Genomic DNA, 18,472 nt, shown 5'->3' with positions numbered 1-18,472 from the left:
CATCGACCTTGTCCCAGTCGGTATGCAGAAACTGTCACTGCCGACCAATTCTTCGCGGTGTTGCACCAAAACCCCACTCCGAGGTTACGGCGCGTTGCCGGACATCAAGGCGCGAGACCGGCGATATGTCTCGGATGGCAGTTCGCCGAACAGCGACCGGTAGTGGCCAGCAAATCTGCCGAACTCGGTGACGCCATGGGCCGATAGGATATCGACGACTCTGACCGATGCACCGTTGTCGCGACTGATCTCATGATAAACCAGGTTCAACTGCCGCAGCCTCAGATAGTGCTTTGGCGAGAAGCCGAGATAGCGCTCGAAGGCGCGCAGCAAGGTGCGGTATTCCACCTTGGTCGCTTTCACGATGTCCTTGATATGGACGATGCTTTCCGACCTTGTCCCAACGAACTCGAGCGCTTCCAGAACGATTCGCTCGTACGAGAGGGTGTACTTGTTGGGTAGGAAGGTTTCGCTCAGGCTCCTGTCCCGGATGCAAGCCAGTTGATCCATCAGGGCGTGCTCTGCCTGCCGGGCCATCATAGGCTGGTCGGTGGGATCGGAGATGGAACGCAGAGCCTGCCTCGACACCTCGATCAGACTCGATTTGATCGGCTCTGGCAACCGGACGAGATGCTTGGCGGTCTTCGGCGAAGCTTGAGTCGTGGCTACAGGGAGCATCTTCCTCGAGATACTCTCCTCCTTCGGCAGCGACCACGCCACCCATTCGACATGACCGGAGCGAACAAAGGTGAAGTGACAGTTCGGAGGGAAAATGACCAGGTCAGATGCCTGGCATGGCGCACCATCGAGCACGACGCGATCGTCGAAGTTGGACGACTGGATGATCAACGTCGTAAAATTCGGATCAGTGACGCCATGCGCAATCCCGGGGCCGCCGTCGGCGCCGAATTGAAGGATCGTGCGATTCAATGCGAGAGACTTCACTCCCCAATCGTGAGAGGACGGAGCGGATTTCAGAAATGTCACCCTCGCGCCTCTAACGGCGTCGGTGTATTGCCCGAAATCATTCAATTTTCAAAAAATCCCGCCCGTCTAAGCGGCACTTCAAGCGAAAAATAGAACAAGCTATGCCGCTTTTGAAAAGACCGCGCACAGCGGATCGGTCGGTAGCGGGCGACCGATCCGCTCTCAGACAATCTACTTCATCTGGATGCCCATCATCTCCCGCTCCGCTTTGAACACGACGGCAATGGCATCGATGATGCGTTTTTCGGGATTTGCCTTGCAGTAGACGATGACTTCGTGCTCCACGAGCTTGCCCTTGCGCAGGTCGAGGAAATGCTTCTTGGCAAGGCCGTTGTACCAGCCGCTGTACCAGGCCGTCAGCGCATCGGCGTCCTCCTGGTAGGTCCCGGCGAGCTGCGCGCAGGTCAGCTTCTGGACATCGATGAAGCCATTCGCGTCGACATAGGCCGACAGCGGAGTCTGGGCCCTGGCAGAAACCATTGTGGCAACCAGCAAAGCTACGGAAAGCAGCAGTTTCGAACGCATTGGGTATCCCATTTGAAATGATTTGGATGAGGGGAGATTACTGACGACTTTCAGAGGCGGACGACCGGCATCCGGCTGAAAGCATCGGCTCGGATGCACGATCAGGAGCAAGACAGTCCTATCGGACGGTCGAGGCGGCGCATCGTCCGTCGAACAGGACCGAATATGTGATCGATGTCCCTTGTTCAGAACCGGTAGTTGATGCCGCCACGCACGACATTCAATTCATCCGTGCTGACTCCGGTGCCGACCACTTTGGTGCAGAGATACTCGGCCTTCACGGACCAGTTCGGTGTGAAGCCGTATTCCACGCCGAGACCCGCTGAGATGCCCGGACGCCACGACGAGCCCGAACAATCCGGCAGGACGCCGAGTGTGCCGCAGGGTACGCCAGCGACGGTCGATGCGCTGGCGGTCGACTTGACGAAAGCTCCGCCGCCGGTGGCATAGATCAGCACGTTGTTCATGGCGATACCGACCCGCGCCCTCACCGTCGCCAGCGCGCTAATGCTCGACGACGTATTCAGCGTGACGCCCTGCCCGATGCCGAGAATGCTCGGCGTTACGACGGACGAGCCCTTGATGTTGGCCCAGTCCAGATCACCTTCCAGGCCGATCACGACATATCCCTGCTGAATCTGCGCACCAAGCGTGCCGCCGATCATGCCGCCACTGATGTCAAAACCGGTTCGATCGAACCTGTTGGCGAACAGCACCATCGGGTCCTGGTTGCCCCAACCGTACCCGGCGTTGCCGCCGATATAGAATCCCGTCCAGTTGTAGACGGCGGCAACGGGAGCCTGCGCCTTGTAGGCGGGCGACGCCGGCAAATCCGCGGCGGCCGCGTAGCCGCCCATCATCAGCGAAGTCGCGATCGCAATTCCAAACCTTCCAATCTTATTCATTGCCGCACCTGATTGATTGAAGAAAATCGTGCAGCGGTGATCGCATCGAATGCGCGCAACCCACTATGCAGAATCTGACGCGCGCGTTCTGTTTTCCCGACTGTGGCCAAGTTGCCGCAGCGGAAGCATCGGCGCGCAGTCGGTGTTGACCACAGGACCTTTGCAAAAGGTCTTCGGTGTCAGGCGAGCAGGTTGACGAATATGCAAATTCTGACAATTCGGTGATGCCGAGCGGCGACCGGCCGCTCCTGGCCCGGTTCAACCTTGCCGAAACACCGTCGTGGTGACCGGAAGCCTAATTGCGTGCAAAATAGAGCGGCGTCCTGAGCGTGATCTGGTAGGCAGGCTTTGGCACCCACATGATCTGCGCGGTTACGCCAAACAGGCGGTTGTCGTTATCGTCCATCCGGTCAAGGTCTAGTCGCAGGATCGGCTGGGTGAAGGAGGGGACCGACGCGCGGCCCAACAACTGAGCGCCGCCGAAGACCTGCACACCCGCGCGGCCCGTAAACTTCCAATTGTTCGGCCATTGGTAGTAGCCGCCGACATAGCCCATGACATCGGGATGGATCGTCGCGAGCGGACTGCCGATGACTACCCGTGTGTCCTGCACGCCCGCGAGTAACCCGCGAGTCTCGTCCTGGTCAAACGCATAGTCGAATTCGAAAATGTTTGTAAATGTCGTGGTAGCAAACGGTCCGTTCGGAATCGCCTGGGTAATGGTCGATTGCCAGCTCAAGGTCGGAATCGAGCCGCCGTTCTGATTGTAGAGGTCGGCCTGAAATCCAAGATTCCAGCTTGTGATCGCCACTGACGACCAGCCGGTCATCGGAGTGCTGGTCGAGCTGGCTGACACGCCGGCATAGAGCGAGACGTTATCGCTCACGTCGATCGTCATGGGAAGATCGACCACGGCGCTCTGGGCGGCCGGCAGCGTCGCACCGCCCGCAATTGCCGCCAGGCTGCCGGCATTCGAGATGGCGCCGGATTGCAACGCCGCGAGAAATGACGAATTGCCGAAGCCGATCGCGAGCGCACCGGCGGGCACCCTCCCGTAGGTGGCTCTCACGTCGAGGTAGACGTTCGGCGCGCTCGATAACCCCGTCGATGAATTACTGTCATCGTCGCCAGCACGGGCAACTCCGCTGGAGAGGCAGATCAAGCCGGCCAGCACCACTGCTGGTGCGTCATTGCGCGCGTTCAGTGCTCCAACTTTCGCCGGAACCTGCAAGACGCCTTCCTCAAACGAGATCGTTATGGGCGATGTCTGACCGCAGTGATGCGCCAGGCACTAGTCAACTCGCGCACTATCCGCCGTCCAGCAAACCCAGCACATTCGGGGAGAAGATCGTCGAAACGATATCGACAATGCGCCGGAACCGTCTATGCAAAATCTGCCAATGCACAGGGACACTACATCGCGGCAGGCTCCTACGGCAGATCCGGCGCCTTGGTGTCCTCGAATGTGGCCGGGCCGACCGATGGCGGCTCGGACGCTTCCGCAAGCCAATGCTGAATGACGGCCGAAGGTATCGCCCGTCGCGGTGTGCAGGGGTTGATGGTGCCCGCGGTCACGATGTATCCCTGCTCGAACTTCCGGCGAGCAAACCGCTGGGCGTCGAGCTCGGTCGGAAAGGTCTCACTCTGTCTCGGCTGTCGTTGCGCAGATGTCTTGCGAATCCTTTTCGGCACCTCGAACGAAACATACCAGACCTTCGTCAGATCAATCGACACGGCGTCCTTCCGATTGGTTTTCCCTGTGGGCTCGCCTCATCTCAGCCAACCGCTCCCGCTAAGCGCTTTCGACATCAAGATCTTGAGCGGCGCCCATCACGCTCGCTCCGAAAGCCCTCGACAATGGATTCTGGCAGTCGATCCCAGCGTTGCGCAGTCCAGCTATGCCATCGTGCGACATCTCGCCGTCCCGGCCCGCCGCTCGAAGCGTCTGCGAAGGGCTCTCGCCGAACAGCTTGCGATATTCGACCGAAAACCGTCCAAGCTCGAAAAAACCGAAGCAGATCGCAATTTCCGTCACCTTTGCTGTCTCGCCGTCCACCGCAAGAAGCGCCTGCCTTGCCTGATTCAGTCGGAGCACACGAATTCGGCGGCACGGCGATTGGCCGTAAACGCTCCTGAACGCCTTTCGTAGAGTACGCTGGCTCACCGAGAGCCGGTGGCATATCGCGGGAATGCGAGGCATTTCTTCGGCATTCCCCGCAGCGATAGCCTCGGCCCGCGCGACAAGAACGCGATATCGATCGCTGGCACCGCCAATCATTCGTCGATGCCTTTCGATTGCATCAAATAGGCCGCTGACGTGAGGAGGCTATGGCAACGCGGCCCGTTTGCTTGGTCTCCTGACGAACCACCTCGCGCGGGCGTGCAGATCAGATCGGCAGCGGCAATGGCAATAGGCGCAGCGCAGTGCATAATGATTGACCTCAACGTCTGGCTTTACCTCTGCATCTCGCGTCTTTCAGCGCGAAGCGTCTTGCCATTTCGCGCCAATCATTGACACACGGCGCCATTTCTTCCGGGCCGCCTTGTCGCCGAAAAACACAGCTCGATACTGGTAAAATGCTAGGGCGGCGCTCGTTTGCGGGACGACGCGGGGCCGCTCCCTGCGTCGAGGCCTTGCGCTTTCGCGCCTACCGCGACCAATCAGTGCAAGCCGCCCATGCGCTGACTTTTGCTGGCCCTAAGTTGAATTCAGGAGGGAGCTCCGACCGCGACGCTCCTGTCGAAATCTGGTCTCCCCACAGCGACGGCGGCGCGTCAATAGATCGGACGCAGTTGGAGCCCGGAAAGGCCGAGGGTCACATTGACGGCTATCGAGCCCTCTACCGAAACGGGCTGCAACGCAAATGACCGCCCTGAGCCACCGACAAGAACATTGACGCCGGCGCCCAGGCCGAGGCCGATGTCGCCTGACGCCCCGACATATTCGCCGGCGAGAGCTCCGGGCGGAGGGCCTGCCGTCGGGGCAAGGACCGCCCAGGCGAGTGCGCCTCCGGCCGAGACGCCGATATCGATTCCGACGGTATTGAGGGCGCCTTCATAGAGTTGTATCGGCAATGGCGGGTTTTGAGTAAAGCGACATGACATCGATTGATGGCCGAATATGACAAACCCGACGCTGGGGTCGAGCTTGCAAGCCAGCATGCCGATCTGAGTCCACGATGCCTGTTGGGCGCCTGCGGAGGACACAGAGCCGCACCAGGCACTGAGGGCGCAGAGGACAGCCAAAATTCGTGCACGCATTTCGCTTCCCCGATCATCTCGCAGAAACTCGTTGATCGCGGTCGGCGCTTGGTCCCAGCCGCGTTCCGTTTCGTAGAGGAGCATGTACAAAGCGGACGAGGCTATGCAAAATCGGCAAGCCGAACCCGCCGTCAGGCCTTTTTGTCGCGTTGATCGGGCGACGTTACTGCTCGACACCGGGAGCGCGCTGGCCCAGAGTGCTACGCACGGAAACCCGAAGACGATCGGCACGCCTTCCGCTGCACAAGCCCAAATCGTGCCATCGCTCATCGTTCTCAATTCGCGGGGCGCAACGTTGGTAGCGCTCGTGAGTCCAGGTGGCGGAGCTTCGTTAGGTGACGGCCCTCAAGAAACGCACCCTCCTGAGTTCTCGTTTGCCCGCTCCTCTCGCGTGAGGACAAAGGCAAGCGATCTAATTGCTGGCGCGGCCAGAACGACGATCGGCAACATTGTCGCCCAGGCAATCAGCCAAGATGACAGCCAATTGTGCAAGAAGTTGCCAAGCACGAGAGGTGGAAAACCAGCGATTCCAGCCGCGACGAAGCAGGTCAATCCGGACTGAATGACCGCAAAAACGAAATGGCTGTAGCGACGCGGAATGCCGAGCATTGGAGCGCCTTTGGCAAGACTGAAGCAAAGGTCATGCCGACCTCGAACCGACGCTAGGCAGGCAGGGCTTTATTTCGCAAGGAAGCCTCGTCTTATCGACCAGACACCGGGATCCTGAGGCTCGCGGTCAAAATGCACCCTATTGCCAACGCCACACCCACGCCTGCGACACAAGCTACCCATCCGAAATGATCGAACAATTGACCAAGCACGGCGCTGCCGACTAGGCCACCGAAGAAATAGCAGGCAAGGTAGGTGCCGCTGGCAACCCCGCGGTTTGTCTGCGCCGCTTGCCCGACGAAGCCGGTGGCGCAGGCTTGCGCAAAGAAGGTGCCGACCCCGACCAGCACCATCCCCGCGAGCACGTCCGCAAGGTGCGATGAGAGCATCAGTGGCAGGCCTAGCGCAGCGATTGCGAGACCGCCCCAAAGGGACAATCGCATGCCGAAGAGTGTCACAGCCTTGCCGGCCAGCAGCGTCGTGACGATCGAGGGCAGGAATACGAAATAGACAAAACCCACCCCCATCATGCCGAGCGACAGCGGGGCACGGACCAGGATGAAGTTGACGTAGGTAAAGGTGCCGATGAAAGCGAATAGGATGCAGAAGCCAAGGCCGAAGGCCGCGCGCAGGGCCGGATCGCGCCAATGCCCTATCATTGCCGAAAGTGGCGATTGTGCTGGGCCGATAGAGTGCATGGGCTGGACCCGCTTGATCGTGAAGTAGACCAGCAGCGCGCCTGCGAGATTGAGCAAGGCAAAGAAATAAAAATTCGTCGCCAGGCCCAGATTGTCGGACACAGACGCCGAGATGAGACGCCCGATCAAATTGCTTGCGACGTTCCCGGTGATATAGGCGGCGAAGGCGCCGCCAGCATCCATTGCGCTGCACTGTTCGCCCAGATAGGCAAGGGTGAGCGTAAAGGCTGAAGCCATGCAGAGGCCCTGCATGATGCGAAGAAGGGTGAAGACGGTAAGGTTCGGCGCGACGGCGAGCAAGCTCGTCGGAATCGCGAGCAGGAGCAGGCTGGCCAGAATGCCCGTCCTGCGATCAATGTGCGGGCTGAAGGATCCTACCACCAGTCCGGCGACTGCCATACCGATCGTGCTGGCATTGACGGCGAAGCCCATCGCACCAGGCGTTACGCCGTAGTGCCGTGTCAGAGCTGGTAGAATTGCCTGAGTTGCGAACAGGTCGACGACGGTCAGAAATGCGGTGAGGCCGATCACCAGAGACCGCAGCGCCACGTCCGGCAAATGACCGTGCTCTTGCGTTGGTTTTGCTGTAACTTCCATCGGCATATCAGTCATCGCCGCAGCTCCTGTGATCGAGGGGGGGATGTGACGCCCAGGCGTGCGGGGCCGACACGTGGCTCCCGGGTCGTCACATCCGGTAACGAGGCGTGGGGCTGGAGCACTCGTTACATGTTGTGGTCAGTCGGATCCTTGCGAACGTCGCCGACATAGAGAATGACGGTCTCCTTGCCGAGGTTCTTCCACCAATGCGAGGTGCCGTAGACCTCCGGTCGCAAGTCACCTGCCTTGTGCACGATCGGATCGATGCAGTTGCTGGCGTATTCGACGACCTCGCCCTGCTGGACAAAGATCAGCGCCGGCCGATCGTCATGGCTGTGCCAGGGCACAATGCCACCGGGCTCGATGGTCAGCTTGCGGAAGCGCAGTTCGCGGCCCTCGATATGCGCGGGTTGCTTGCCGAGATCGATGGAGCCAAGCGTCACGTCGGTAACACCGACCGGCTTGTAGTCCACCATCGAGCGGGCGTTGGCTTTCATCCTGTCGGCGGGACATTCGCCGGCGACGGCCGCAGATGCTGTCGCGAGGGAAATGGCAATGGCGCTCGCGACGCCGAGAGCTTGCCAGATCTTGCGCGAGGTTGCGATGTCATTGAACATGTCGTTATCTCCTTGCTTGATGTCGCGGCCCCGAAAGGCTGGCCGGCATGTCAAGAGCATCACGCAAGGCTTTTGCTTCGGGAAATGCCGGTTGGCTGTTGAACCGATAGCGGCGGGCTATGCGCCTCAAGCGTGGCCGAGCATGTGCTTGATGTCGGAAGCGAAGGTCGGACAGACAGGAATGTGGTCACGAAGCTCGCTCGCGCGGATGCCGAGATTCATTGCAAGACCGAAGATGTTTACAAGCTCATCACCGGCACGGCCCACGAGGTGAGCATCAGGAAGAGAAAGGTAGCGAATTTGCCAATTTGCAGTACGTTATAGCGGGACGTAGAAAATTACTGTCGGGTGACGGCTGTCCGCGACAGAATCGCCGCTCGGGCGTCCAACATGAAATGCGGGCGTGCTCTGATATCGATAGCCCACTGCTATCGTACTTTGTGCAATGCTCCTGGCAGAGACAAGGCGCCTCTTTTGGGCGGTCCGTGCAGGAAATTGCCATCTGAAGGCCAAACATGAGGGAGCAAGGGATGACATCGCTTTCCCCAGCCGACGCCGAGCGGCTCAAGCTCGCATTTCAGCGCTGCCGGGAGATGGAAGGCACTCTCAACGAGCAGCTCCAAGCCTATGCGGCAGCCGGCCGGGAAATCTTTCCGGCATATGGCGAAGCCGTCGATCGACTCGTTATCCGGGTCAACGAGAATGGCGGCGGGGAAAACGCGCCGCGTCCCGGCGAGCCGATGCCCCCCTTCATACTACCGGACGAACGCGGTCGGCTAGTTAGTCTGCCGTCTCTGCTCGAGCGGGGTCCGGTGGCCGTGATGTTTTTCCGCGGCCATTGGTGCCCTTATTGCCGACTCAATGTCAGGGCTGCGATCAAGGCCTATGACCGCATCACGGCTCTGGGCGCGGACGTCGTCGCCATCATGCCAGAAGCACAGGAATATGCGGCAGAATTCAAGTCCGAAGCCGGAGCACCATTTCCAGTGCTGACCGATCTCGACAATGGCTATGCGCTGTCCCTCAACCTGGCGATCTGGCTTGGCGCAGAGATTGAGCGGCTTCTCTCTTATCTCGACATGCCGAGCTTTCACGGCAACGACGGCTGGGTGTTGCCAATTCCTGCGGCCTTTGTGATCGGACGCGATGGCATGGTCAAAACGCGCTTTGTCGACCCCGACTTCCGGCGCCGCATGGCGATCGAGGATCTACTCGCAGCGCTGAAGGATGCGCGGTAGCTTCATCAAGGCGACCCGCGTGCATTGGTACTGTCACGCCGCTCTGCACCTCTCCAGAAACAGCCGCCAATCCGTGCCGCGCAGCATGCGCATCACGGCAGATGCGACCGCGGTTCGCTCGCGGCCGGCGACGCCGTAGAGATTGACCGTGCGTCGGGCATCGAGCCCCTCGACCGAGGTACGTTTGAGCGTCTGCGGTATCCGCGAGGTGTCAGGGAGCACGGCGATGCCGATACCCGCCTCAAGCAGCTCAACGAGATCGCGCTCGCTCAAGATTTCGTGACAATGATCGATGTCTACGCCGTGCTCCCGCAAGGCGGTGTTCAAACGCGAGACATGCTCGCAGTACCCGCGCGACAGAAGCTGTTCGGAACGCAGATCATCGAGGTCGATGCGGTCGTGACCCGCAAGCCGGTGGTCGGCATTGACGACGAGCTGAAAGTCCTCGGTAAACAGCGGCCAGGTGTCGAGCCGCTCCCAATTCGGGTCGAGCTCGGCCGCAATTCCAAGCTCGGCCTCGCCATTCTTCAGCATGTCTCCGACTTCGCGGCTGTTACCACGGAGAAAACGGAATTCCAGCCGATTGAACTGGCGCTTGATCTGATCGAGGAAGGGGATCAGCAGCGACAGATCGATCGAGTGGGTGAGCGCGATTCTCAGCGCGCCGATCTCGCCGCTTTTGAATGACGAGGCGAGCGATCGCGCGCCAACGGCGGCCTCGTAGCATTGCTTCAGCAAGGGGTGCATACGCTGACCAAGCTCGGTCAATCCGGCCGGACGCTCGCGGCGGAACAGGTCGCCGCCAAGCTCTGCCTCGAGCTGCTTGATGGCCCGCGTCAGCGATGGCTGGGTGACATTGCACTCATCCGCAGCACGCGTGAAATTGAGCGTCCGAGCGACCGCGAGGAAATACCGAACCTGATGCATTTCCATGATCGAACTTCCCCTGATCCGGCTTCCAGTCTAGCCGATTGAGGGCCACGTCGGCCATAGCCCGCACCTATGGTTTTGGAAGCCAAAGGGCATTTCCGTGAGTCCGTTTTGCGATGCAGATTTTGGCGACCGTCGGATACCGCCGACGATCCAAGCGGGAACTTAGAAGATGAATATCCAGATCAAGTCGCATGGCGACGTTGACGCAAAACTACTCGATGGCAGGGTCGCCCTGGTGACCGGCTCAACCAGCGGGATCGGGCTTGGCATAGCCCGCGCGCTTGCCGCGGCGGGCGCGAACGTGATGCTGAATGGCTTCGGAGCCCCGGCCGAAATCGCCAGGACGAAGGATGCGATAGAAGCCGATCATGGCGTCAGGGCCGGCTACTCGGCGGCCGATATGACCTCGCCTGATGCGATCGCCGAGATGGTCGCGGCGACGCTGGCTGACCTTGGCCGGCTCGACATTCTCGTCAACAATGCCGGCATTCAGCACGTCGCACCGCTCGACCAGTTTCCGGTCGCGAAATGGGATCAGATCCTAGCGGTCGACCTTTCGTCCGCGTTCCACACCACGCGGCTGGCACTGCCGGCGATGCGCAAACAAAGATTCGGTCGCATCATCAATGTAGCTTCTGCGCACGGGCTGGTCGCCTCGCCTTTCAAGGTGGCCTATGTCGCCGCCAAACACGGCATTGTCGGCCTGACAAAGGTGGCGGCGCTCGAAACTGCCGAGGACGGGATTACGTGCAACGCGATCTGCCCCGGCTATGTCTATACCCCGCTGGTCGAAGCTCAGATCGATGGACAGGCCACGGCGCATGGGATTTCCCGGGATCAGGTGATCCGCGACGTGCTGCTGGCCCAGCAACCGAATAAGCGCTTCGCCACCGTTGAGGAAATCGGCGCGCTGACCGTGTTCCTCGCCAGTGACGCGGCCGCCTCCATCACCGGAACCGCACTGCCGGTCGATGGCGGTTGGACCGCACATTGAGACGACGCTCGTAACAGAACCGAGTGCGCTTACGAATACTGGATAGGCTCGAATGGGAGCAGGACATGCACGAGAGAACTTCGTCTCGGAATGTTAAATCGCTGGCCAAGAATCTTCCAGGCCAGGTAGTTCTGGTGTTGCAGGGCGGCGGCGCCTTGGGCTCGTACCAAGCAGGTGTCTATCAAGCCTTGCACGAAGCAGGCATCGAGCCCGACTGGATCATCGGCACATCGATCGGCGCTATCAATGCCAGCCTCATCGCCGGCAATCCGGTCGAGGACCGGCTGCCGAGGCTGAAGGAGTTCTGGAAGCGGATGGAGCAAAATCCCGTCTGGAATATCCGCACGGTCTTTCCCGGCTTCAACGAGCGGCTGTCCTACTGGGCGACCATTACTCACGGAATTCCGGGCTTTTTCCGTCCAAATGCCCTTGCGCATGCGGGTGATAGCTATCCGCTGGGTGCCGAACGAGCCGGCTACTACTCGACCGCGCCACTCGAGCAAACCTTGGGCGAACTCGTCGATGTCAACCTGCTCAATAGCTGTTCGCCGCGGCTGACGGTCGGGGCCGCCCATGTGCGGACCAGCCAGATGCGCTATTTCGATAGCCGCGATGGCGAGCTCACCATCAGGCATATTATGGCCTCCGGCGCCTTGCCGCCGGCGTTTCCCGCCGTCCGCATCGACGGCGAACTCTATTGGGACGGCGGTATTCTGTCCAACACGCCGACTGAAGTCGTGTTCGATGACAATCCCCGCAAGAACTCGCTGATCTTCGCCGTCCATCTGTGGAATCCGGCGGGTCTCGAGCCGACCACGATGGCGGAGGTGCTGAATCGGCATAAGGATGTCCAGTATTCCAGCCGCATCATGAGCCACATCGGGCGCCAGCAGCAGGCGCATCGGCTGCGCCACATCATCAACGAGCTGGCCAAAAGATTGCCCGACAGCGAGCGCAACACTCCGGAGGTGCGCGATCTGGTCGGTTACGGCTGCCAGACACGCATGCACGTCGTCCGTCTGCTTGCGCCGCAGCTGGATCGCGAAACCCACACCAAGGACATCGATTTCAGCCCGCGCGGCATCATGCAGCGGTGGGACGCTGGCTACACGCACACAAGAGCAGCCCTTGAACACGCGCCGTGGGTCGGCGAGTTTGATCCGCTGTCGGGCGTGATCCTGCATGAGCAGATGGAGCTGATGCCCGTGGCGGCAGAGTAAGAGGCCAGAGGCAGGATCCTCCGCAGACAGGTTTTTGACGGACAGAGGGACGTCACCTAGCCATGACGCCCTGATTGCCACGTGGACGAGCGCGCCGGTACCGGACCAGGTGCATCTCCATTCGTTCTATCTGCTGGACGTCGGAGGGCGGCTATTTCGATTGGAGCGCGACGATGGGCGACCACCCGTCGTCGACGCCCGACTTCTCGAGGAGCCTGCACCGATCAAGCATCAGTTCAGTTGGGTGGTCATGAGGACGCTGGCGCAAGACAACCTCGAAGCAGCCAATCGCGCCCCGGAAATCGCGCATGCGATAACTCTGCAAACCCTCTTCGTAGTCGGCGATCCAAGCCGAGCCAGAGTCCCCTTTCGTCTCCTGTTCCGTCTCCCGCGCTGAATCGATCAATTCATATACCGCGAGGCCCTCGGTCTTGCCGTAGACGGCTATCCGATCGATCTCGCGTGTGATCATGGCCCCTTCGACGAGGCGCTTGGTCTCGGCACCGATCAGAATTTGCGTCTCATAGTGCTTGTTGGCGCCCTCCAGGCGGCTTGCCACGTTCACGGCGTCGCCAATCACGGTGTAGTTCAACCGCAATTCCGAGCCGACATTGCCAACCAGCATGCGGCCGGAATTGATGCCGATCCGGATCTGCAGGGGATGGCCCTGGTCGTCCCTGACGCCAGCGGCCTCGATGGCCTGGCGGCAGGCGAGCGCTGCACGACAACAGAGCATGGCATGTTCGGCCTGCGCGGTCGGCGCGCCCCAGAACGCCATCACGGCGTCGCCGATGAATTTGTCGATGGTTCCGCGGTGGGCGACGATGACTTCAGAGGCGACGTCGAGATACCGCGATAGCAGCGGCACAACGCGATCGCCCATGCGCTCGGAAAGTCCGGTGAATCCTGCCACGTCGATGAACATCACCGTCAGCTCCTGGATCGAGCCGCCGGGCTTTGCCTCAACGCCCTGGCGCAGGAGCGACCGGACCAGATCGGCCGGGATGAATTTGCGGAACGCGGACAAGCCCTGCGCCATCTCGGCGATCGCGCCCGAAAGGCTCGAAATCTCGGCGAGCCGCGACGGGTGGCGGCGTACCTGCTCCAGCGCAAAACTTTCCACATGTCGGATTTCGCCGACCACACGGGCAAGCGGTGCGGCAATCACCGACCGCGCCAGCATTGCAGAGAACAGAGCGGCGAGCACCGCACCGATGGCAAGACCGATGATGAGCCGCCGCAACGCGGTTTCGACCGGACCAAGAAACTCAGCCTCAGGGATCACGGTCGCCAGGGACCAGCCGGTAAATGGCAAGGGCGTCAGCGCGACCTCATAGGCTGCGCCATCGAGGGTAAGCCGCCGCCGCCAGGCTTCCTTGCGACCGTCGTCGCCGGCCAGTGTCAATGCCATGCGCGCCAGCGGCAGCAGATCGATTCGGCTGTGCGCGGGATGCAGCTCGTCGGCGTCCTTGTCGGGAGCCGCGATCAATTCGTCGCCGGCACCGAGGATGAAGGCCGTTCCGGTGCGGCCGACCTCGAGCTGGGCCAGGAAACGGGAGAGCCTTGTGTACTCGATGATGATCGCAAGGACGCCCTGACGCTCCTGATAGACATCGATCGGCCCCGCAAAGGCGATCGATGGGCGCGGGCCGATCGGATGGTCGACGACCCCGAACCACTGCGGGCCCTTGGCCTCCATGCCGGTCTTGAACCAGTCTTGGTCGGTCACGCGAAAGTCTGTGGGTTCGAAACGGCGGGTTTCAAATTCGATGTCGCCGGGGATGACCTGATATTCGTCCATGCGGCGCTGGCCGACATGGTCGGTCTTCGAGATCTCCATCATCTCGAGATGACCGTCACCGAGCTTGTGTGCGGCGAAGAAGGAACCGTCAGGCCAGCCGAAGGCGACCCAGGAGATCGTCGCTTGCGACTGCAATTGTGATAGGAACACGAACTCGCGCTTGTCGGCCTCGCGGGTATCAAGCACGTTCTGCAGGAACAGCGTGCGCACGGCAGTGTGGGCGGCGCGTGCTTCATTGACAATCGCAGACACCTCCTTGCGAACGGCAGCGACGATCTGCTCGTTGATCGTCGAGGCGAGCTGCCGGCTGATCGATTCCGCCGTGCGCCACCAGAGCAGGCTCGAGGCTGCGGCGGTGAGCAGGATCGCGGTAAGGACTAGCGCCGAAACGGCAAGACGAATGCTGATCGTCAGCGTCCTCGCCGAAGACGGTGACCGCAATCGTTCGAGGACGCTTGGGCGTTCAATGGCGTTCATGTTGGCCTTCGCCGGCGGTCGGTAGGCTTGATGGCGATACGCTTGCGTCCGGCAGATTGTTACGTCTCGGAATCATGACAGGCGGAGCGTCGCCATCGCCAATGCTCAACCGGCCCGGTTTCCATAGCGACAAGGCATTGGAAGCCCCGGCCGATGTCAGCGTATTTGAGCGGCACGCAGACGGCGCAAGAGCCATTTGCGTGACACCTGCAGCGATGTCACGGATTCGTGAGCTGCCAACACCGTAATGGCGGCAGCGAACGGAACGAACCAGTCGATGCGCCCCCCCGACGCCTCAGGGGGCGACGCACAATAACGATGTGGAGAGATCAATGAAGAACGTCATCAGCTCGCTTGTCCTTGCCGGCGCCGTTTCGACCGCGCTTGTGACCCTTGCCACCGCCGCTCCCCTCACCAAGGCCGAGGCGGATGCAGCTACCGCAGCGCACAAGGAGAAGTGCTTCGGCGTCGCGTTGAAGGGTCAGAACGACTGCGCGGCCGGCCCAGGCACGACGTGCCAGGGCACCTCGACAACCGACTTCCAGGGCAATGCGTGGAAGTTCGTGCAGGGTGGTACCTGCACCAGCATCCAGCTTCCGAACGGCAAGACCGGATCGCTCAAGCCGGTCTAGGCGAGCCGGACGGCAAGCACTCACGATCATAGGGAGAGCGGAGAGCGAACATGAGTGCGGCGATCTCGTCCCGGTTGCTCGCAGCCGAGCCTCCCCGCTTTCCCGCGCTTGCCATGCGGGGCCTCGCTGGAACCAGCTTCAAGCACGAGCACCTCGCTGCGATCCTTGACGAAGGGCCGCAGCGCGGCTTCTTCGAAGTTCATGCAGAGAACTACATGGGCGCGGGCGGGCCGCCGCATCGCGCGCTGGAAGCCGTGCGCCGCGACCATCCGGTATCATTGCATGGCGTGTGCATGTCGATCGGTGGTGAACGCCCGCTCGACAAGGCGCATCTGAAGCGCTTCCGCGATCTCGTCGAGCGCTACGAGCCCGCGCTGGTATCGGAGCATCTCGCCTGGTCGACGCACGACACGACCTATTTCAACGACCTGTTGCCACTGCCCTATACCGAGGCGACGCTCGCACGGGTCTGCGATCATATCGATCAGGTGCAAGACGCCATCTGGCGGCCGCTGCTGCTGGAAAATCCGTCGACCTACGTCGAATTCACCGAATCGACGATGAGCGAGACCGAGTTCATTCGCCGCGTCGCGGAGCGCACCGGGTGCGGACTGCTGCTCGACATCAACAATGTGTTCGTCTCGGCAATCAATCACGGCTTCTCCGCGCTCGACTATATCTCCGACTTTCCATTGTCGCGCGTCGGCGAGCTCCATCTCGCCGGTCATGCCGAGCAGCGCGACGATGAAGGCGACCTGCTCCTGATCGACAGCCATGACGGGCCGGTCACGGATGCCGTGTGGAAGCTGTACGAGATCGTCATCACGCGCTGCGGCCCTGTCCCGACGCTGGTCGAATGGGACAGCAAAACTCCGGATTGGCCGGTGCTGAAGGCCGAAGCGGCCGCGGCGCAGGCCATCCTCGACCGCCACCAGCGGGAGATGCGTTATGCTGCCGCTTGAGAAGGAAATGTCATCCTATGCGGCGCGCTTCGCGGCCGCGCTGATCGACCCCGCGCGCAAGGCGCCCTCGCTCGTCACCGGGCCGAACGGAAAGGCGGCGGTCCGGCGTTACAATGTCTATCGCAACAACGTCACGGTCAGCCTGATCGATGCGCTTGCCGCGGTCTATCCTGCGGTCCAGCGCATCACGGGCGTCGAGTTCTTCCGTGCCATGGCGCGCTTCCATGTCCGAGCCTCGCCGCCAACATCGCCACTCCTGTTCGACTATGGCCGCGACTTTCCGGCATTCATCGAAACCTACGAATATGCGCGCGCCATGCCCTGGCTTGCGGATGTGGCACGGATCGAGCGGGCCTGGCTCGACGCGTATCATGCCGCCGATGCCGCGCCACTGTCACGGGATGCGCTCGCTTTGGTTCCGCCGGAGCGGCTGGCGGATGTGGTCTTCACCGCGCATCCCGCGGCAGGAATCGTCCGCTCGCCTTTCGCGGCAGTGACGATCTTCGCCGCCAATCGCGGCGAGGAGGCTTCGGGTCAAATCGATGCAAGCACGCCGGAAGATGCCTTGGTCACCCGGCCCGAGATGGACGTCGTCGTGCGTCATCTCCCTGAGGGCGGCGCCGTGTTTCTGATAGACCTGATGTCTGGTCGAACGCTCGGCGTCGCCGCTGCGTCGGCACTGCAGTCATCGGCTTCCTTCGACATCGCCGCGAATATCGCCGGCATGATCGAGGCGGGCGCCTTCATATCAATCGATTTTGGAGAAGCATGATGGTCATCGATCAGCATTATGGCGCGGGTGAGCGCTTTCGCCTGGGCCACCTCGCGGACAAGGTCGAACACCTGATCCAGACAGCGGCCCTGCCGTCGTTGGTTCAATTCGTGATGCGTGTGGCGCTGGCGGTACCGTTCTGGAAATCCGGCATCCTGAAATGGACCGGCTTCCTCAACCTCAGTGACACCGCAGTGACGCTATTCACCGACGAGTTCATGCTGCACCTGCCGGGCGGCCCCTATCACTATCCGGCACCCGCGGCGATGGCATTCCTGTCCGGATGCGGCGAGATCACCTTTCCGGTGCTACTGGTGTTCGGCCTCGGCACCCGCTTTGCTGCACTCGGGCTGTTGTTCATGACCATGATCGTCGAGCTCACCGTACCTGACGGCTGGCCGATCCACCTCACTTGGGCGGCGATGGCGCTCGGGATCATGGCTTGGGGACCGGGACGCATCTCGGCAGATCATTTGATACGCGCGTTCCTTCGACGGGAGAGCTGAGCACATCAAGCTTCTGCCACGAGATGAGTTGGACGATGCGAGGCCTGATACGTGACGCGTCGACGGCATATGCGTCCAGATGACGCCTGACCGGTCTAGAGATTTGGCTTGATGGACTTGTGCTCTGGCTCAAGGCTATCAAGCGCTCAAAAACGTCGCGCGACCGAAGCAGCATAGGGCGTGCCAGCCGCCGGCCAATATGTTTTTGCCAGCCAATGCTGCGCGTCAGCTTGTTGGTAGTTCTGTTGGCATCGACAGCAATCAGAGGCGAAAATTGCTTCAAATTCAATTGCTTATGGTATCGACCGGTTGTCGGCCAGGGCAATTGCGGAGTCCGGAACGGCATAGGCGTGCGTGCCATCTACTGGAAGCCTGCTGGTTAATTTAGTCGGCAAGTACTGGCTTCATCCTGCTGGTATTTGTGCTGGTATCGACAGCAATCGACGATAAAAGTGGGTTCAAATTCAAATGGTTATGGCTCTAGGCAATTATCGGCCAGGGGCACCACGGAAAATATTATAATAATAACAATAACTTAAGCCGCTGGTTCGATTCCGGATTTCTCGGGACAATTGTTTCGATGCATTGAAAATACAAGCAAAAGCCGACTACAGCCGTCCGCTGTGCTGGTATTTTTGCTGGTATCGCCAAGCCAAAGGCGCCCCGGCGAATTTCGATATTCCGAACGAGGGCATTGAGCGCCGGCACGCCCCATTCACGACTTTTCACGTGACGTTC

General features: G+C 60.7%; 20 protein-coding genes. 7 read left to right on the top strand and 13 right to left on the bottom strand.

The window, feature by feature from the left end:
* Positions 1 to 84 precede the first annotated feature (84 nt).
* From XI02_RS06640 to XI02_RS46245, 11 genes are all read right to left on the bottom strand, one after another.
* Positions 85 to 945 carry an AraC family transcriptional regulator gene (locus XI02_RS06640; RefSeq protein WP_172648778.1) on the bottom strand — a complete coding sequence of 287 codons (861 nt, stop codon included), beginning with the start codon at positions 943 to 945 and terminating at the stop codon, positions 85 to 87.
* Positions 946 to 1,158: 213 nt separating this feature from the next.
* Positions 1,159 to 1,467, bottom strand: coding sequence for an HdeA/HdeB family chaperone (locus tag XI02_RS06635; protein WP_244980810.1), 309 nt, complete (start codon positions 1,465 to 1,467; stop codon positions 1,159 to 1,161).
* A gap of 230 nt (positions 1,468 to 1,697) precedes the next feature.
* Positions 1,698 to 2,417 (bottom strand): outer membrane protein, encoded by a 720-nt coding sequence (locus XI02_RS06630; protein ID WP_244980811.1) that lies wholly within the window; start codon positions 2,415 to 2,417, stop codon positions 1,698 to 1,700.
* A gap of 295 nt (positions 2,418 to 2,712) precedes the next feature.
* Positions 2,713 to 3,648, bottom strand: a complete 936-nt coding sequence (locus XI02_RS06625; RefSeq protein ID WP_244980812.1) for a hypothetical protein — start codon at positions 3,646 to 3,648, stop codon at positions 2,713 to 2,715.
* Positions 3,649 to 3,848: 200 nt separating this feature from the next.
* Entirely contained in the window at positions 3,849 to 4,151 is a 303-nt protein-coding gene (locus XI02_RS06620) for a hypothetical protein (protein WP_194483376.1), read from the bottom strand.
* 58 nt (positions 4,152 to 4,209) lie between these two features.
* Positions 4,210 to 4,695 (bottom strand): helix-turn-helix domain-containing protein, encoded by a 486-nt coding sequence (locus XI02_RS46145; protein ID WP_172648780.1) that lies wholly within the window; start codon positions 4,693 to 4,695, stop codon positions 4,210 to 4,212.
* 497 nt (positions 4,696 to 5,192) lie between these two features.
* A complete protein-coding gene (locus tag XI02_RS06610) occupies positions 5,193 to 5,762 on the bottom strand; it encodes a DUF992 domain-containing protein (RefSeq protein ID WP_172648781.1) in 570 nt (189 codons plus the stop codon).
* 261 nt (positions 5,763 to 6,023) lie between these two features.
* Positions 6,024 to 6,287 (bottom strand): DUF2798 domain-containing protein, encoded by a 264-nt coding sequence (locus tag XI02_RS06605; RefSeq protein WP_194483375.1) that lies wholly within the window; start codon positions 6,285 to 6,287, stop codon positions 6,024 to 6,026.
* A 92-nt stretch (positions 6,288 to 6,379) separates the two neighbouring features.
* Positions 6,380 to 7,597 carry an MFS transporter gene (locus XI02_RS06600; RefSeq protein ID WP_172648782.1) on the bottom strand — a complete coding sequence of 406 codons (1,218 nt, stop codon included), beginning with the start codon at positions 7,595 to 7,597 and terminating at the stop codon, positions 6,380 to 6,382.
* A gap of 110 nt (positions 7,598 to 7,707) precedes the next feature.
* On the bottom strand, positions 7,708 to 8,199 hold the full coding sequence (locus XI02_RS06595; RefSeq protein WP_244980813.1) for a cupin domain-containing protein: 492 nt from the start codon (positions 8,197 to 8,199) through the stop codon (positions 7,708 to 7,710).
* A gap of 126 nt (positions 8,200 to 8,325) precedes the next feature.
* Positions 8,326 to 8,421 carry a hypothetical protein gene (locus XI02_RS46245; protein WP_371814152.1) on the bottom strand — a complete coding sequence of 32 codons (96 nt, stop codon included), beginning with the start codon at positions 8,419 to 8,421 and terminating at the stop codon, positions 8,326 to 8,328.
* 308 nt (positions 8,422 to 8,729) lie between these two features.
* Between XI02_RS46245 and XI02_RS06590 the strand changes: the two genes are divergently transcribed.
* Complete coding sequence (locus XI02_RS06590; RefSeq protein ID WP_172648783.1) at positions 8,730 to 9,437, top strand: peroxiredoxin-like family protein; 708 nt, start codon at positions 8,730 to 8,732, stop codon at positions 9,435 to 9,437.
* 33 nt (positions 9,438 to 9,470) lie between these two features.
* On the opposite strand, the gene XI02_RS06585 is transcribed toward XI02_RS06590, so the two are convergent.
* A complete protein-coding gene (locus XI02_RS06585) occupies positions 9,471 to 10,370 on the bottom strand; it encodes a LysR family transcriptional regulator (protein ID WP_172648784.1) in 900 nt (299 codons plus the stop codon).
* A gap of 169 nt (positions 10,371 to 10,539) precedes the next feature.
* On the opposite strand from XI02_RS06585, the gene XI02_RS06580 reads away from it, so the two are divergent.
* Together XI02_RS06580 and XI02_RS06575 are read left to right on the top strand one after the other, a co-directional pair.
* Positions 10,540 to 11,364: a 3-hydroxybutyrate dehydrogenase gene (locus XI02_RS06580; RefSeq protein ID WP_172648785.1), complete on the top strand. Its 825-nt coding sequence runs from the start codon at positions 10,540 to 10,542 to the stop codon at positions 11,362 to 11,364.
* A 65-nt stretch (positions 11,365 to 11,429) separates the two neighbouring features.
* The gene (locus XI02_RS06575; RefSeq protein WP_172649277.1) at positions 11,430 to 12,584 is read left to right on the top strand and encodes a patatin-like phospholipase family protein; all 1,155 of its coding nucleotides are present in this window, start codon (positions 11,430 to 11,432) and stop codon (positions 12,582 to 12,584) included.
* Between the two features lie 151 nt (positions 12,585 to 12,735).
* Here XI02_RS06575 and XI02_RS06570 read toward each other — a convergent pair whose 3' ends face one another.
* Positions 12,736 to 14,862 (bottom strand): adenylate/guanylate cyclase domain-containing protein, encoded by a 2,127-nt coding sequence (locus tag XI02_RS06570; RefSeq protein ID WP_172648786.1) that lies wholly within the window; start codon positions 14,860 to 14,862, stop codon positions 12,736 to 12,738.
* 332 nt (positions 14,863 to 15,194) lie between these two features.
* On the opposite strand from XI02_RS06570, the gene XI02_RS06565 reads away from it, so the two are divergent.
* The 4 genes from XI02_RS06565 to XI02_RS06550 are packed head-to-tail and all read left to right on the top strand — an operon-like array spanning position 15,195 to position 17,734.
* Positions 15,195 to 15,494, top strand: coding sequence for a DUF2282 domain-containing protein (locus tag XI02_RS06565; protein ID WP_172648787.1), 300 nt, complete (start codon positions 15,195 to 15,197; stop codon positions 15,492 to 15,494).
* Between the two features lie 50 nt (positions 15,495 to 15,544).
* Positions 15,545 to 16,456, top strand: a complete 912-nt coding sequence (locus XI02_RS06560; RefSeq protein WP_172648788.1) for a DUF692 domain-containing protein — start codon at positions 15,545 to 15,547, stop codon at positions 16,454 to 16,456.
* Positions 16,443 to 17,228 (top strand): DNA-binding domain-containing protein, encoded by a 786-nt coding sequence (locus XI02_RS06555; RefSeq protein WP_172648789.1) that lies wholly within the window; start codon positions 16,443 to 16,445, stop codon positions 17,226 to 17,228. Before XI02_RS06560 ends, XI02_RS06555 begins: the two co-directional genes overlap by 14 nt.
* Complete coding sequence (locus tag XI02_RS06550; protein ID WP_172649278.1) at positions 17,228 to 17,734, top strand: DoxX family protein; 507 nt, start codon at positions 17,228 to 17,230, stop codon at positions 17,732 to 17,734. Before XI02_RS06555 ends, XI02_RS06550 begins: the two co-directional genes overlap by 1 nt.
* Positions 17,735 to 18,472 lie beyond the last annotated feature (738 nt).

It is taken from the genome of Bradyrhizobium sp. CCBAU 21365 (genome assembly GCF_015291305.1).
In the GTDB taxonomy this organism is placed as follows: domain Bacteria; phylum Pseudomonadota; class Alphaproteobacteria; order Rhizobiales; family Xanthobacteraceae; genus Bradyrhizobium; species Bradyrhizobium elkanii.
This window is presented reverse-complemented; position numbering and strand designations above follow the sequence as displayed.

Coding starts and splice junctions, on each gene's coding strand:
- XI02_RS06635 (WP_244980810.1), bottom strand. CDS start 1,467: ATGGTTTCTGCCAGGGCCCAGACTCCGCTGTCGGCCTATGTCGACGCG.
- XI02_RS06630 (WP_244980811.1), bottom strand. CDS start 2,417: ATGAATAAGATTGGAAGGTTTGGAATTGCGATCGCGACTTCGCTGATG.
- XI02_RS46145 (WP_172648780.1), bottom strand. CDS start 4,695: ATGATTGGCGGTGCCAGCGATCGATATCGCGTTCTTGTCGCGCGGGCC.
- XI02_RS06610 (WP_172648781.1), bottom strand. CDS start 5,762: ATGCTCCTCTACGAAACGGAACGCGGCTGGGACCAAGCGCCGACCGCG.
- XI02_RS06605 (WP_194483375.1), bottom strand. CDS start 6,287: ATGCTCGGCATTCCGCGTCGCTACAGCCATTTCGTTTTTGCGGTCATT.
- XI02_RS06600 (WP_172648782.1), bottom strand. CDS start 7,597: ATGACTGATATGCCGATGGAAGTTACAGCAAAACCAACGCAAGAGCAC.
- XI02_RS06595 (WP_244980813.1), bottom strand. CDS start 8,199: ATGTTCAATGACATCGCAACCTCGCGCAAGATCTGGCAAGCTCTCGGC.
- XI02_RS46245 (WP_371814152.1), bottom strand. CDS start 8,421: ATGAATCTCGGCATCCGCGCGAGCGAGCTTCGTGACCACATTCCTGTC.
- XI02_RS06590 (WP_172648783.1), top strand. CDS start 8,730: ATGACATCGCTTTCCCCAGCCGACGCCGAGCGGCTCAAGCTCGCATTT.
- XI02_RS06585 (WP_172648784.1), bottom strand. CDS start 10,370: ATGGAAATGCATCAGGTTCGGTATTTCCTCGCGGTCGCTCGGACGCTC.
- XI02_RS06580 (WP_172648785.1), top strand. CDS start 10,540: ATGAATATCCAGATCAAGTCGCATGGCGACGTTGACGCAAAACTACTC.
- XI02_RS06575 (WP_172649277.1), top strand. CDS start 11,430: ATGCACGAGAGAACTTCGTCTCGGAATGTTAAATCGCTGGCCAAGAAT.
- XI02_RS06570 (WP_172648786.1), bottom strand. CDS start 14,862: ATGAACGCCATTGAACGCCCAAGCGTCCTCGAACGATTGCGGTCACCG.
- XI02_RS06565 (WP_172648787.1), top strand. CDS start 15,195: ATGAAGAACGTCATCAGCTCGCTTGTCCTTGCCGGCGCCGTTTCGACC.
- XI02_RS06560 (WP_172648788.1), top strand. CDS start 15,545: ATGAGTGCGGCGATCTCGTCCCGGTTGCTCGCAGCCGAGCCTCCCCGC.
- XI02_RS06555 (WP_172648789.1), top strand. CDS start 16,443: ATGCTGCCGCTTGAGAAGGAAATGTCATCCTATGCGGCGCGCTTCGCG.
- XI02_RS06550 (WP_172649278.1), top strand. CDS start 17,228: ATGGTCATCGATCAGCATTATGGCGCGGGTGAGCGCTTTCGCCTGGGC.